We start from the raw sequence: 13,687 nt of genomic DNA on the forward strand, positions 1-13,687 counted from the left end.
ATTTGCGAAAATGATCGGGACCGTTCAATAAGGACGGGCCTTTCAGGCATCCTCTCCTAAAACTTTCCAGGCTGGTCTTCGGACCAGCCTTTTTTTTTGATCTGCCAGGAATTTACATCCGGCTGCAGAACGGCCTTATTGGCGCGCGTGATCAGGAACGCATCAGTTCACGATGGGTTCAACGCCTGACCCTTACATATTGTTTTCTCAACAAAGCGGAGAAAAATACATGAAGCGCTTGGTTGCGCCCCTCGCCTTGGCTCTGGCCGCCGCGCCCCTGATCATCCCTGCGTCGCCCGCACCAGCGCAGCAGGCGCAGGGCGGCTTGGCGCAGGTAAATGCCTATATCCGTGGCGTCACGACCATGACGGCGGACTTCGTGCAAACCGACCGCGCCGGTCAGACATTGTCGGGCAAGCTCACCATCAGGCAACCGGGCAAGGTGCGGTTCCAATATCAGAAGGGGGTGCCGCTGCTCATCGTCGGGGATGGCAAGGCATTGACCATGATCGACTATGAGGTCCGTCAGGTACAGCGCTGGCCGATCGGCAGCTCGCCGCTCGGCGCCTTGCTCGACCCGAAGAAGGACCTGTCCCGCTTCGGCAAGCTGATCCAGACCGGCGATCCGAAGGTCATCAGTGTACAGGCGCGCGATCCCAAGCGGCCCGAGTTCGGGACCATCACGATGATCTTCCAGAAGGATCCGGCTGGCCCCGCTGGCCTGCAACTCTATGGCTGGGTGGCGCTGGATTCGCAGAATAACCGCACGACGGTTCGCCTGTCGAACCAGCGTTACGGCGTTCCCGTTGCTGATTCTGCGTTCCGCTGGACAGACCCACGGCCGAAAGGGCGTGCTGCGGGCGGATGAAGCGGGTCTGGCGTGAGATGGACGGTGATACGATAAATCCTGTTCATCTTGGGCTCATATCCGCAGCCCTAATAAGGACTCCACGGCGCGAGACGAAATCCGGGATTTCCCCCCTGTTACTCGGATGTCACTCCCGCCGCAAAGCGCTTCAAGGGCGCGATCGAGACCCCCGTTCCATGCCCCCGGAGCGGGGGTCTTACTGTGTCAGGATCATGCGGCGCGGCGCCCAAGCTTGCGCGGGCCTTCACAGGGTCTTAGGGGATCAGCATGCCGAAGACACTCAGCATCGCCTCCTGGAACATCAACAGCGTCCGCGCCCGAATCGACATCGTCGAACGTTTCCTGACCGAAGAAGCGCCTGACCTTCTTTGCCTTCAGGAAACCAAGGTGGTGAACGAGACATTCCCGACGGAGATGTTTCGGCGCTTGGGTTATGTTCATCAGGTGCTGAACGGACAGCGCATGCACCATGGCGTCGCGATCATGAGCAAGGTGCCAATCCATGAGGATGACCGGTTGGACTGGCAAGCCAATGGGGAAGCGCGCCATGTCGGCGTCCGTCTGGACAATGGGGTCCGCATCGAAAATGTCTACGTCCCGGCGGGCGGCGATGTTCCCGACCGGACGGTCAATCCGAAGTTCGGCCAGAAGCTCGACTTCCTTGAGCGCATGATCGAGTGGTCTTCCCAGCTCGAAGACAAGCCGACCATCCTGACCGGCGATTTCAATATCGCCCCGATGGAATGCGATGTGTGGAGCCACAAGCAACTGCTGAACGTCGTCAGCCATACGGCGATCGAATGCGAACTGCTCAGCCGGTTGCAGGATTCCAACAGTTGGGTGGACATCGGCCGCAAATTCTTTCCGGCACCGCAGCGCCTTTATACTTGGTGGAGCTATCGCGCGCGCGACTGGGCGGAGTCCGACCGGGGACGGCGGCTGGACCATATGTGGATGACACAGGACGTCGCTGACAAGGCCGTCTCACATCGGGTCGTCGAACCGGCGCGAAGCTGGGTCAAGCCGTCGGATCATATTCCGATCATCACGGAGTTCGCCTTCTGATGAGGCTCTTGTCATGAACGCCCGCGCTGCCGCCCGTGCAATAGATGCCCTTCGTCGTGGCTGGGCCATCAGCGTCCATGCAGCGGACGGTGTCGTGCATGTCATGGCTGTAGAAGGCGCGGACGCTGTGACGCTGAAGGCTTTCGATCCTTCGGGCAAGGCCGACATATTGGTCGCGGCGGCCAGAGGCGAGACGTTGAAGCTTGCCAACCAGTTGGCGGCGGCTGATCCCGACATGCCGGTGCTGATCGCCCGCGCCCCCTGGATCGATGGCGATGTGGCGGCTGCGATCGCTGATCCGGTGCTCGACCTCTCATCACCCTTGAAGGGACCATTTGCGGCAAAGCCGATCGGCGCGCCTTTGGCAGCTAAAGCGACGCTCAGGCTCGCCCGCCTCGCGGGCATTCTTCCCGCCTTCTTCGTTGGATCAGAAGGATCAAGCGAAGCGTCAGTCGATGCAGCCGACATTGACGCTTATGACGATGCGGCGCACCTTGCGATCGCAACGCGCGCCCGGTTGCCGGTCTCTACAAGTGAGACGGCCGAGATCATCGCCTTCCGCAGTCCCGACGAGCCGCGCGAGCATGTTGCGCTGGTCATCGGCACGCGCGATGACTCGCCGCCCGTGGTGCGGCTGCATAGCGAGTGCCTGACGGGCGATGTTCTCGGGAGCCTCAAATGCGATTGTGGCCCGCAACTGCATGAGGCGCTGCACCGGATCGCCGACTCTCGCTGGGGGGTGCTGCTTTATCTCAGGCAGGAGGGGCGCGGCATCGGCCTGATCAACAAGCTGCGCGCCTACGCTTTGCAGGATCAGGGCTTCGATACGGTCGACGCCAATATCCGCCTCGGCTTTGCCATCGATGCGCGGGATTTTTCCGTAGCGGCGCGCATGCTAGAATTGTTGGGCATCGATGAGGTCCGGCTGCTCACCAACAACCCGAAGAAGGTCGAGGGGTTGGAGCAAGCCGGCGTCAAGGTCGCCGAGCGCTTGCCCATCATATTGGCGGCCAATCCCCATAACGAACAATATCTGGCTACCAAGCGCGACCGCACCGGGCACCAGCTATGAGCGTCATCCACGTCGATAGCGCCACCGGCCGGCTCCGGGCCGGAGCGCTGGATATCGCATGCACGCTGGGCCGCAACGGCGTTTGCGCGGCGGCCGACAAGCGGGAAGGGGATGGTTGCACTCCTTTGGGCGAATGGCCGCTGCGTGGCGTGTTGCTGCGCCCTGGGAAGATTGATCCCGCCGCTATCCAGCTTCCCTGGCGCTGGGTGAGGGAGGGCGATGGCTGGTCCGATGATCCGGCTGATCCCGCCTATAACCGCCCAGTCCATCTGCCACGGCCTTTTTCAGCCGAGTCGTTGCTGCGCGAAGATGATGCCTACGACGTGATCATCATACTCGGCCACAATGACGCACCGCCGGTGCCAAGGCAGGGGAGTGCCATCTTCCTCCACCTCTCCGAAGGTCGTCCGACCGCTGGCTGCATCGCGATCGATCGCGGTGACATGCTGAAGCTGTTGCCGATGCTCGCCCCGGGCGACACGGTGGAGATCGTCTAGCGGCGGCGATCAGGCGTGCTGAAGCGCTTCATCCGCCTGATCGCCCGCAGCCTCCAGCAGCCGCCGTTCCAATGTCTGGATGCGCGCCTTGCTCTCGATCTTTCCGCCCAGAAGGTCCGTCACGTAAAAGGTGTCGACCGCCCTTTCGCCATAGGTGGCGACATGGGCGCTATGCACCGTGACCTTCGACTGAAAGAGCGCGTTGGCGAGGCTGAACAGCAGGGCAGGGCGATCACGGGCATTGACCTCGATCACCGTGAAGCGGTTGGATGCCTTGTTGTCGATCAGCACATTGGGTTCGATGCGGAACGCCTCGGCACGGGTTCGGGACAGGGGGCGCGCTTCCAGCTTCGTGATCATGCGGTGACGGTTGGCCAGCGAATCCTCGATCGCATTGCGGATGCGGGTTAACTGCTCCGGGCTGTGGAAAGCGCCGCCCAACGGGTCTTGCACCAGGAAATTGTCGATCGCGACGCCATCCCGCGTGGTGTGGATGCGCGCGTCGATGATGTTGCCCCCTGCAAGGTGAATCGCACCGGCAATCCGGTAGAACAGGCCGGGATGGTCGGCGGCATAGACGGTGACCAGCGTCGCGCCGCGCTGTGGATAATATTGTGCGGCAATCGACAGCGGCGCGTCGCCGGACGCCAATATATGCTGCGCATTGTGGATCAGAATGTCTTCGGGCTCGGCAATCCAGTAGGATTCGGGCAGGCGATTGCTGAGCTTCTGGAACTCGGCCTTTGTCATGCCAAGAGCGTTTCGCAGCGATTCCTGCTTGGCGGTGACACGCTCGCTGCGTCCCTTTTGCTTGTGGCCAAGGCGCAATACTTCCTCGGCAGCTTCATACAGGTCACCCAGAAGCTGCCGCTTCCAGCTGTTCCATACGCCAGGCCCGACGGCGCGGATATCCACGACAGTGAGGCAAAGGAGGAGGCGCAGCCGCTCCGGGCTTTGCACCACCTCCACGAAATCCAGGATCGTCTTGTAATCCGCCAGGTCGCGCTTGAAGGCGGTGGCCGACATCAGCAGATGGTGCCGCACCAGCCAGGCAACGGTCTCGGTTTCCGCAGCGGACAGCCCCAGGCGAGGGCAGAGATGTTCCGCGACCTCTGCACCCAGTATGCTGTGGTCCCCTCCCCGTCCCTTGGCGATGTCGTGGAGCAGAACCGCGACATAGAGAACCCGGCGCGACAGCAGCCTTCCCATGATCTCGGTGGAAAGGGGATGATCCTCTTCCAGGTCGCCCTTTTCCACACGCGCGAGAAGCCCGACCGCGCGGATGGTATGCTCATCGACCGTGTAATGATGGTACATGTCGAACTGCATTTGTGCGACGACGCGGCGAAAATCGGGGATAAAGCGGCCGAAGACGCTCGACTCGTTCATCCAGCGCAGCACGGTTTCGGGATCGCGGCGTGATGTCAGCACGTCCATGAAGGCGGCGTTGGCGCGGGCATCTCGGCGAACCTTGGCCGTGATAAGGCCCGCATCCCGTCTCGCCGCGCGCATCGCGCTCGGGTGAATGGCCAGTTCATGACGATCGGCCACGGCGAAAATTTCCAGCAGCCGCACTGGATCCTGTTGGAAGAAGTCGTCGCTCGGCAGCGCGAGGCGACCGCGGTCCAGCACGAAACCGTCCAGCTTCTTCGGGCGACGGAAAATCGACGGGATGTAGCGCCGTCCCTTGGCGCCCAGCTGGTCGTCAAGATGCGCCAGGAACACGGCGGTCAGGTCGCCGACGATCTTCGCGTTCAAGAAATAGTAGCGCATGAAGCGCTCGACGCCGGACCGGCCCTGTCGCCCAGTAAAGTGCATCCGGGTTGCCGTTTCCAGTTGCAGATCGAACGTCAGACGGTCCTCCGCCCGCCCGGTGATCATGTGCAGATGGCACCGCACCGCCCACAGGAAGTCCTCCGCCTTCTGGAACTGCCGCAGTTCAATGTCGGTGAGCAGGCCGACATCCACCAGTTCGGCAACGGACTTCACCCGGTTCACATATTTGCCGATCCAGAACAGCGTATGGAGGTCGCGCAGGCCCCCCTTGCCTTCCTTGACATTGGGTTCGACGACATAGCGGCTGTCACCCATCCGCTTGTGCCGTTCGTCCCGCTCTTCCAGCTTTTCGGTGACGAACGCGCGGGCGGTTCCCTGCATCACTTCGGCATCGAAACGCCGGGCGGTTTCCTCATATAGCGCGCGGTCTCCCCACACATAGCGCGCCTCCAGCACCGCCGTGCGAACCGTCAGGTCCGCCTTGGCCATTCGCATGGTTTCGTCGATCGAGCGGCTGGAATGCCCGACCTTCAGCCCCAGGTCCCAAAGCGAATAGAGCATCGATTCGATGACCTGCTCGGTCCATCCGGTCGGCTTCCATGGTGTGATGAAGGCGATATCGACATCGCTGTGCGGCGCCATCTCGCCGCGCCCATAGCCGCCCACCGCCATCAATGTGATGCGCTCACCGGTACTGCGATTGCTGGCGGGATAAAGATGATGCGTCGTCGCGTCGTACAGCAGCCGCAAAATCTGATCGATCAGGAAAGCGAAGGCCGTCACAGCCTCCCGACCGCGCGTCGGCTTGGCCTCCAACCGCCTTGCAACGTCCAGACGCCCCGCATCGAGGGCTGACTTCAATTCCCGGACGATCAGGCCCCGCAGCTTCGCCGGATCACTCCTGTGCTCCCGCGCCAGATCGTGGATACGGTCTGAAATCGCGCGCCGATCGATGATGGACCGGCGGGAGCCGAGGGAGGGGTACTGCATGACCATCGGCTCAATCTAATGTCAGCTGCTGGCTGCGGCCAGTTGTTTCAAGTGATAAAGCTGCTCCAGCGCCTCGCGGGGAGAAAGGGCGTCGGCATCGATCAGGTCGATGGCGGCGCGCAGGGCGTCGACCTTCTCTTCCTCCTGCGCGGCGGCAGCGGCAAAGAGGGGAAGGTCGCCAAGCCCCGCCGCAATGCCGCCCGTTTTGGCGCGCCCTGCTTCCAACCTGTTCAGCACATCCTTGGCCCGCTTGAGCACAGCGGGCGGCAATCCCGCCAGCCGCGCGACGGCAAGGCCATAGCTGCGATCGGCTGGCCCAGGTGCCACCTCATGCAGCAATATGAGGTCGCCTTTCCATTCCCGCGCGCGCACATGGTGGAGGGACAGTGAGGAAAGCGTCTCCGCCAATCGCGTCAGCTCATGATAATGGGTGGCGAAGAGGCAGCGGCAGCGATTGACCTCATGCACCGCTTCCACGACGGCCCACGCAAGAGCCAGCCCGTCATAGGTAGACGTGCCGCGGCCGACTTCGTCCAGGATGACGAAGCTGCGTTCGGTCGCCTGCGCCAGGATGGCGGCGGTTTCGACCATCTCCACCATGAACGTCGATCGTCCGCGCGCGAGATTGTCCGAAGCACCGACCCGGCTGAACAACCGGTCCACCAACGTGAGCGTCGCTGACTGCGCCGGAACATAGCTCCCTGCCTGCGCCAATACCACGATCAGCGCATTTTGCCGCAGGAAGGTCGATTTGCCGCCCATATTTGGCCCGGTAACCAGCCAAAGCCGATCATCGGCGCCCAGGCAGCAGTCATTCGCGACAAAGGGCTGCCCTTCCTTGCGCAGCGCGTCCTCGACGACCGGGTGACGGCCGCCGATAATCTGCAGGCACGGTCCTTCGCCATCCTGCGGCAGGAAGTGGGGCCTTTGCCAGCCTCCTTCGGCGGCCCGCTCCGCCAGCGCAGCCGCGACGTCCAGCCTGGCGAGCGCGTCCGCCGCAGACGCGATCTCCGCCTTGCGCGCCAACGCCGACTCGATCAGATCCTCCAGATGGGCCGCTTCAGCCACCAGTGCATGGGCACCCGCCTGGGCGACACGCCCTGCCTGCTCATGCAGGTCGACCGAGTTGAACCGCACCACGCCTGCCAGCGTCTGGCGATGGGTGAAGCCGCTGTCCGGCTGCATCAGCGGGTCGGCGGATCGGGCGGGGACTTCGACATGATAGCCGAGCACGCCATTATGCCGGATCTTCAGCGATGCGATGCCGGTACGCTCACGATAGCTGGCTTCCAGAGCCGCGATGGCGCGCCTGCCATCACCTGCCATCCGCCGCAGTTCGTCGAGTGCCAAGTCGTAGCCGTCGGCGATATAGCCGCCATTGGCCGTCTCTGTCGGAGGGGTGGGCACCATTGCGCGCGATAGACTGTCGACCAGCGCTCCATGGCCGTCCAGCGCTGGCAATAATTGCCGGAGTAGAAGCGGCTGATCAGCCAGTCTGCCCAGCCGCTCGCGCAGCATGCGCGCCTCATTCAGGCCGTCGCGAAGCTGCCCCAGGTCACGCGGACTTCCCCGACCCACCGCGATGCGTCCCAACGCTCGCCCGATATCGGGAAGGGCCCTCAGCGCAGCCCGCAGCTGATCGCGGAGCAGCGGGTCGTCATGGAGCAGTTGCACCAGTCCAAGCCGGGCCTCGATCAGCTCTTGATCCATCAACGGAGCCGACAGATCCTGTGCGAGCAGCCGCGCGCCTGCGCCCGTGACGGTCCTGTCCACCGCCCCCAACAGGCTCCCGGCCCTCGCGCCGCTCATCGTGGCGGTGACTTCCAGGCTTTCCCGCGTCGCTGCGTCAATCGCGACATGCGCGCCGCTCGTCTTCCGCACGGGGGGAGCCAGGAAGGGCAGGGTGCCCTTGCCCGCATGGTCGAGATAGGCGATCAGCCCGCCCATCGCGGAAAGCTCCGCGCGGCTGAACTGACCGAATCCGTCGAGAGTGGCGACACCAAAGAGCCGCTTGAGCGCCGCCTCGGCCCGGTTGCTCGAAAAGGCTGCACGGTCGAACGGATGCGCCTCGGGCTGATCAAGATCGAACCCATCGGGCAGTACGATCTCACTGGGCCTCAGCCGTGCCAGCTCTGCCGGAAGATCGCTCGACCGCAAAGTCAGCGTCTCGAACCGACCTGTTGAAATGTCGGCGGCGGCAATCCCGATCTCGCCGGTGCCTTCACCACCTGTCTGCGCAAGCGCAACCAGCATATTGTCGCGCCGGGAATCGAGCAGCGTTTCCTCTGTGAGCGTGCCCGCTGTCACATACCGCACGATCGCGCGTGCGACGAGCGCCTTGCTGCCCCGCGCCTTCGCCTCGGCGGGCGTCTCCGTCTGTTCCGCGATGGCGACCCGATGTCCCGCCTTGATCAGCCTAGCGAGATAGTTTTCCGCGCTGTGCACCGGAACGCCGCACATCGGGATCGGCGCGCCGCCATGCTCCCCCCGGCTGGTGAGCGCGATGTCCAGTGTGGCCGCCGCCGCCTTTGCATCGTCGAAGAACAGTTCGAAAAAATCGCCCATGCGATAGAAGAGCAGGCAATCCTGCGCCTCCGCCTTCAGCGCCAGATATTGCGCCATCATCGGCGTCGGCTGGCTCGCTGCGATATCCTTGGGGCTGTGCATGGCCTTTTGGCGATAGCGGCAAGCAGCAGATCAGGAAAGGGTGTGGAAAAAAGGTGGCCGTGCGCTTGCCGACAGGTCCGCCTTGCCGCTAGGGCCTCATCAGTAGGTAAAGAGGGGCGGATGCGTCATGGCAGATAAGTCGAACGTGGAATTTTCCGAGCGCGAGGCGCTGTTTTTCCATTCGACTGGCAGGCCAGGCAAGATCGAGATCATCGCATCGAAGCCGATGGCGACCCAGCGCGACCTCAGCCTCGCCTATTCGCCAGGCGTGGCCGTCCCGGTGCGCGCCATCGCTGCCGATCCGCAAACCGCCTATGACTATACCGCCAAGGGCAATCTCGTCGCCGTCATCTCCAACGGTACGGCCATCCTTGGCCTTGGCAATCTGGGCGCGCTCGCGTCCAAGCCGGTGATGGAGGGCAAGGCGGTGCTCTTCAAGCGCTTCGCTGACGTCGACTCGATCGATATCGAGCTCAAGACCGAAGATGTCGACAAGTTCATCGACGCGGTCGAGCTGATGGAGCCGAGCTTTGGCGGCATAAACCTTGAGGATATCAAGGCGCCCGAATGCTTCATCATCGAACAGACGCTGAAAGAACGGATGAACATCCCTGTCTTTCACGATGACCAGCATGGTACCGCGATCATTGCGGCGGCGGGCGTCATCAATGCGGCGATGCTGACCGGGCGCGACCTCAAGGACATGAAGGTGGTGGTGAACGGGGCGGGGGCCGCCTCCATCTCCTGCACCGAGCTGATCAAGGCGATTGGCGTCGCGCACGACAATGTCATCATGTGCGACAGCAAGGGCGTTATCTACCAGGGCCGTACCGAAGGCATGAACCAGTGGAAGTCGGCGCATGCGGTGAAGACGGATGCACGGACGCTTGGCGAAGCGATCAAGGGTGCGGACGTTTTCCTCGGCCTCTCCGTCGCGGGCGCGGTGTCGCAGGAGATGGTGAAGTCGATGGCGCAAAAGCCGATCATCTTCGCGATGGCCAATCCCGATCCCGAAATCGCCCCGCCCGAGGTTCTGGAAGTTCGGCCCGACGCGATCGTTGCGACCGGGCGCTCGGATTATCCGAACCAGGTCAACAATGTGCTTGGCTTCCCCTTCATCTTCCGCGGCGCCCTGGACGTGCGGGCAACAGGCATCAACGAGCCGATGAAGGTCGCCGCGGCCCAGGCGATCGCGGAACTCGCGCGCGAGCAGGTGCCCGAGGAAGTGGCGAAGGCCTATGGCCGGTCGCACAGTTTCGGCCCCGATTACATCATCCCCGCACCGTTCGACCCGCGCCTGATGGAGGTCGTTCCGGCGGCCGTGGCGCAGGCTGCGATGGAAAGCGGCGTCGCGCAAAAGCCGATTTCTGACATGGCCGCCTATCGCCAATCGCTTAAAGGTCGGTTGAATCCCACGACTTCGGTCCTGACAAGCGCCTATGAGGTGGCGAAAGCCAACCCCAAGCGCGTGGTGTTCGCCGAAGCAGAAGAGGAGGTGGTGCTGCGCGCCGCCATCCAGTTCCGCGACCTTGGCTACGGCATCCCCGTGCTGGTCGGGCGGAACGAAGTCTATGACAAGCTGAAGGCTCTGGGCGTCCGCGATCCGGAGAGCTTCGAACTGCATAACAGCGTCAATTCGCCACTGGTCCCGGAGATGGTGGATGCGCTCTACGGCCGGTTGCAGCGGCGTGGCCATCTTCGTCGCGACTGCGAGCGTATGGTCAACCGGGATCGCAATATATTCGGTGCTTTGCTGGTCAGCATGGGCCATGCCGATGCGATGATCACCGGCGTGACGCGGCCGTTCGCGCAGACGCTGCGTGAAGTGAAGCGGGTCATGGACCCGGCGGTGGGCCGCACCGCCTTTGGCATTCATATCATGGTGTCAAAGGACAAGACGGTGTTCCTGGCCGACACCACGGTCAATGAGCGCCCCTCCGCCAGTGAACTTGCCGATATCGCCGAGGGCACGGTCGCCGTCGCGCGGCGCATGGGGCATGACCCGCGTGTCGCTTTCCTTTCCTATTCCAACTTCGGCAACCCGCCGGGTGGCCATCTGGAAAATGTCCGTGATGCGCTGAAGGTGCTCGACGGCCGGAATGTCGATTTCGAATATGAGGGCGAGATGACCGCCGACGCGGCGCTCAATCCCGCGGTCATGAAGAATTATCCGTTCAGCCGTCTGTCGGGTCCCGCCAATGTGCTCGTCATGCCGGGTCTCCAGTCAGCCAACATCTCGGCCAAGCTGCTGCGGGAGTTAGGTGGTACGACGATGATCGGACCTATGCTCGTGGGCATGGAGAAGTCCGTGCAGATCGCGACCATGTCGTCCAATGCGTCTGAACTGCTGACGCTCGCAGTGCTGGCTTCGGCAGGCGTCGCCCTTTAACGTCCGGTGTTAATGAACTCGGCTCTGCCGCCAGAGCGCGAGTTCTTCCGGCCGGTCGATATCAAGTTCCAAGCCAGGTCGTCGAAGGCCGAGAACGGGCAGGCCAAGCCGCTCTGCTTCGGCCCGATGCGCGGCAAAGCTGCCATCGCCATAGTGGAACGCGAACTTGGCGGCCGAGGGGAGGGGTAACGACACAGCGTTGGTGCCCGTGCCCGCATGGTCGGGCGCGATGGCAACACTCTCCCCCGGCAGGTTGAGCAAGGCCGATACGTCCTCGCTTCGGATCAAGGGCAGGTCCGCCGACACTATCAGCAGCCGACGGACCCCCGCCCCGATAGCCGCATTCCGCGCTCCTTCCAGCGCCACATTGAGCCCCTGTCCAGCGTCGGGAAGCAGCGGGATGTCGCCTGGTAGGTCATGGCGTGACGGGCCGAGTAGCAATACCCGCTGCAGACCGACAATGCTTTGCGCGGCAGATACGGTTTGTGCCAGCATGTCAGCCACCAGCTTTCGACGCTCTCTATCGCCGAGGACAGGCGCAAGCCGCGTCTTACACCATTCCGGGGCCTTGATCGGTATGACGACCCAGCAGTTCACGATCAGCCAGCGATCCGATCCGCCAACGCCAAAGCAGCGCGCGCGACGCGTTCCCGGTCCGCTAGCGTCTTCATCAGCGTGTCGGTGACGTCATGTGGAATGGTCAGGCCAGACGCATCGTCCCGCTCATCGACCAGCAAGCCGTCGATGACATCGGCATAATGCGCGGCGATACTTTCGTTCGTCACGGCCAATCCCATCTCGCCCATCAGCTTCGCAGTAGGCCCCTTGACTGCTTGCCCGCCCACGATCGGCGACACTGCCACGACCGGTGCATGCGTAACCGCAAGTGCCTCCTTTATACCGGGCACGGCCAGGATCGGGTCGACGCTGAGCCAGGGATTGGAGGGCGCTATCAGAATGGCCTTTGTGGTTGGATCCGCGATCGCTTCGATCACGCCCGCCGCCGCTGAGGCCCGTTCGGCGCCCTCAAACCGGATGGCCTCCACCTCAGGCGCGCAGCGACGTTCGACAAAATAGCGCTGAAACGCCATGTCGCCCTCACTTGTGCTGAGATGAGTGGCCACAGGGTCATCGCTCATCGGCAGAATGGAAAGCTCCAACTCCCACGCAGAAGCAAACCGCGCCGTGATAGCGCTCAATGTCTCGCCCTCTGCAAGCAGATGCGACCGCAGTACATGCAGCGCCAGGTCCCCATCGCCCAGCAGGAACCAGTCTTCGCCGCCCAGCGATTTGACGGCATCCATAAAGTTCCAGCTTTCGCCCTCCCGGCCCCAGCCTTGCGTCTTATTGGCCTTGCCGGACAGGGTATACAGCAGCGTGTCGATGTCGGGCGATATGGCAAGCCCCAGGTGCCGGAAATCGTCTCCCGTGTTCACGATGGCGGTGATCTGTTCCGGCGGGCATATCTGCATCAACCCGAGCACCAGCTTGGCTCCGCCCACGCCTCCGGTCAGGGTCACGACCCGGCTCATCGAAACAGATCCTCCTCGATCGGCCGCACAAGCGTGGCGGCTGGAGCATCCCCGGGCGGCAGACGCAATCCACGCATGAGAACAGCCGGTATGCTTTCGGCCCCTTCACCGGTGACCAGAGCGGCGGCGGTCGCAATCTGATCAGCCAGCGCGATCTGCGTCACTTCCAGCCGCCGCCCATCCCTGTCCTCTTCGCCCCGGCGATCGACGAGCGCCGGCAGTCCCGCTGCGCCGATCGCCACACCCACGACACCGTGGCGCCAGGGGCGTCCGAAGCTGTCGGAAATGACCACGGCAGGGGCGGCGCCCTCGCTCGCAAGATCATGGCTAAGCGCGGCGGCTGATCCATCGGGATCCACCGGCAGAAGCAGCGCCCTTTCCGCCCCCCCCGGACCGATATTGGATCGATCTATGCCACCATTGGCCATGACATGGCCAAGCCTGTGCCGGGTAATCAATATGTGCGGCACGGCACGTACAATGGCGCTGCTTTCACGAAGCACAAGTTCGACGAGGCGGGGATCTTTCCTCGTCGTTTTCGCCAGTTCCAGCGCTTGCTCGCCAGGCGCGACCTCAGTGAGCTCCACCATGCGGCCTTCCGCCTTGGACAGGATTTTCTGCGTGACGACCAGTATATCGCCTTTCTGCAGCGGCCACAGCCCGGCCCGCCCAAGCGCATCGCGCAACAGCATGGCCAAGTCGTCACCTTCACATATTTCTGCAAGGCCGGTCAGCGGATGAATCGAGATCATGAGGCGATGTAGCGCGCGGCTATCCCTGTGGGTAGCCGCTCCATTGCCGTGAACAGCATGGGTGTTACGGCTCCTTAAC

10 protein-coding genes are annotated in these 13,687 nt (G+C 62.9%); 5 read left to right on the forward strand and 5 right to left on the reverse strand.

What is annotated here, in order from left to right; genetic code table 11:
• Positions 1-229: 229 nt before the first annotated feature.
• The 4 genes from ACYU8T_RS11705 to ACYU8T_RS11720 all read left to right on the forward strand — a co-directional run bounded on the left by ACYU8T_RS11705 (position 230) and on the right by ACYU8T_RS11720 (position 3,502).
• A complete protein-coding gene (locus ACYU8T_RS11705; RefSeq protein ID WP_097090574.1) occupies positions 230-868 on the forward strand; it encodes a LolA family protein in 639 nt (212 codons plus the stop codon).
• A 267-nt stretch (positions 869-1,135) separates the two neighbouring features.
• Positions 1,136-1,933, forward strand: a complete 798-nt coding sequence (xth, locus tag ACYU8T_RS11710; protein ID WP_461159534.1) for an exodeoxyribonuclease III — start codon at positions 1,136-1,138, stop codon at positions 1,931-1,933.
• A 13-nt stretch (positions 1,934-1,946) separates the two neighbouring features.
• Positions 1,947-3,005, forward strand: a complete 1,059-nt coding sequence (ribA, locus tag ACYU8T_RS11715) for a GTP cyclohydrolase II (RefSeq protein ID WP_461159535.1) — start codon at positions 1,947-1,949, stop codon at positions 3,003-3,005.
• Positions 3,002-3,502 (forward strand): L,D-transpeptidase family protein, encoded by a 501-nt coding sequence (locus ACYU8T_RS11720; RefSeq protein ID WP_461159536.1) that lies wholly within the window; start codon positions 3,002-3,004, stop codon positions 3,500-3,502. Before ribA ends, ACYU8T_RS11720 begins: the two co-directional genes overlap by 4 nt.
• Before the next feature lie 9 nt (positions 3,503-3,511).
• Here the strand turns inward: ACYU8T_RS11720 and ACYU8T_RS11725 are convergent, their stop codons facing one another.
• Both ACYU8T_RS11725 and mutS read right to left on the reverse strand, forming a co-directional pair.
• Positions 3,512-6,274, reverse strand: coding sequence for a [protein-PII] uridylyltransferase (locus ACYU8T_RS11725; RefSeq protein ID WP_461159537.1), 2,763 nt, complete (start codon positions 6,272-6,274; stop codon positions 3,512-3,514).
• A 15-nt stretch (positions 6,275-6,289) separates the two neighbouring features.
• Positions 6,290-8,935 carry a DNA mismatch repair protein MutS gene (gene mutS, locus ACYU8T_RS11730; protein WP_461159538.1) on the reverse strand — a complete coding sequence of 882 codons (2,646 nt, stop codon included), beginning with the start codon at positions 8,933-8,935 and terminating at the stop codon, positions 6,290-6,292.
• 127 nt (positions 8,936-9,062) lie between these two features.
• On the opposite strand from mutS, the gene ACYU8T_RS11735 reads away from it, so the two are divergent.
• Positions 9,063-11,324: an NADP-dependent malic enzyme gene (locus ACYU8T_RS11735; protein ID WP_461159539.1), complete on the forward strand. Its 2,262-nt coding sequence runs from the start codon at positions 9,063-9,065 to the stop codon at positions 11,322-11,324.
• A gap of 9 nt (positions 11,325-11,333) precedes the next feature.
• Here ACYU8T_RS11735 and cofC read toward each other — a convergent pair whose 3' ends face one another.
• The 3 genes from cofC to cofE are packed head-to-tail and all read right to left on the reverse strand — an operon-like array spanning position 11,334 to position 13,608.
• Complete coding sequence (gene cofC, locus ACYU8T_RS11740) at positions 11,334-11,921, reverse strand: 2-phospho-L-lactate guanylyltransferase (protein WP_461159540.1); 588 nt, start codon at positions 11,919-11,921, stop codon at positions 11,334-11,336.
• Positions 11,922-11,923: 2 nt separating this feature from the next.
• Positions 11,924-12,856: a 2-phospho-L-lactate transferase gene (gene cofD, locus ACYU8T_RS11745; RefSeq protein ID WP_461159541.1), complete on the reverse strand. Its 933-nt coding sequence runs from the start codon at positions 12,854-12,856 to the stop codon at positions 11,924-11,926.
• A complete protein-coding gene (gene cofE / locus ACYU8T_RS11750; RefSeq protein ID WP_461159542.1) occupies positions 12,853-13,608 on the reverse strand; it encodes a coenzyme F420-0:L-glutamate ligase in 756 nt (251 codons plus the stop codon). The genes cofD and cofE overlap by 4 nt, the downstream gene beginning before the upstream one ends.
• Between the last annotated feature and the right edge of the window lie 79 nt (positions 13,609-13,687).

The organism is Sphingobium sp. TomMM35A (assembly GCF_054771735.1).

What these genes read in the sequence shown, in the direction of transcription:
- ACYU8T_RS11720 (WP_461159536.1), top strand. Translation starts at nt 3,002, where the DNA reads ATGAGCGTCATCCACGTCGATAGCGCCACCGGCCGGCTCCGGGCCGGA.
- xth (WP_461159534.1), top strand. Translation starts at nt 1,136, where the DNA reads ATGCCGAAGACACTCAGCATCGCCTCCTGGAACATCAACAGCGTCCGC.
- cofD (WP_461159541.1), bottom strand. Translation starts at nt 12,856, where the DNA reads ATGAGCCGGGTCGTGACCCTGACCGGAGGCGTGGGCGGAGCCAAGCTG.
- ACYU8T_RS11705 (WP_097090574.1), top strand. Translation starts at nt 230, where the DNA reads ATGAAGCGCTTGGTTGCGCCCCTCGCCTTGGCTCTGGCCGCCGCGCCC.
- cofE (WP_461159542.1), bottom strand. Translation starts at nt 13,608, where the DNA reads ATGATCTCGATTCATCCGCTGACCGGCCTTGCAGAAATATGTGAAGGT.
- mutS (WP_461159538.1), bottom strand. Translation starts at nt 8,935, where the DNA reads ATGCACAGCCCCAAGGATATCGCAGCGAGCCAGCCGACGCCGATGATG.
- ACYU8T_RS11735 (WP_461159539.1), top strand. Translation starts at nt 9,063, where the DNA reads ATGGCAGATAAGTCGAACGTGGAATTTTCCGAGCGCGAGGCGCTGTTT.
- ribA (WP_461159535.1), top strand. Translation starts at nt 1,947, where the DNA reads ATGAACGCCCGCGCTGCCGCCCGTGCAATAGATGCCCTTCGTCGTGGC.
- ACYU8T_RS11725 (WP_461159537.1), bottom strand. Translation starts at nt 6,274, where the DNA reads ATGGTCATGCAGTACCCCTCCCTCGGCTCCCGCCGGTCCATCATCGAT.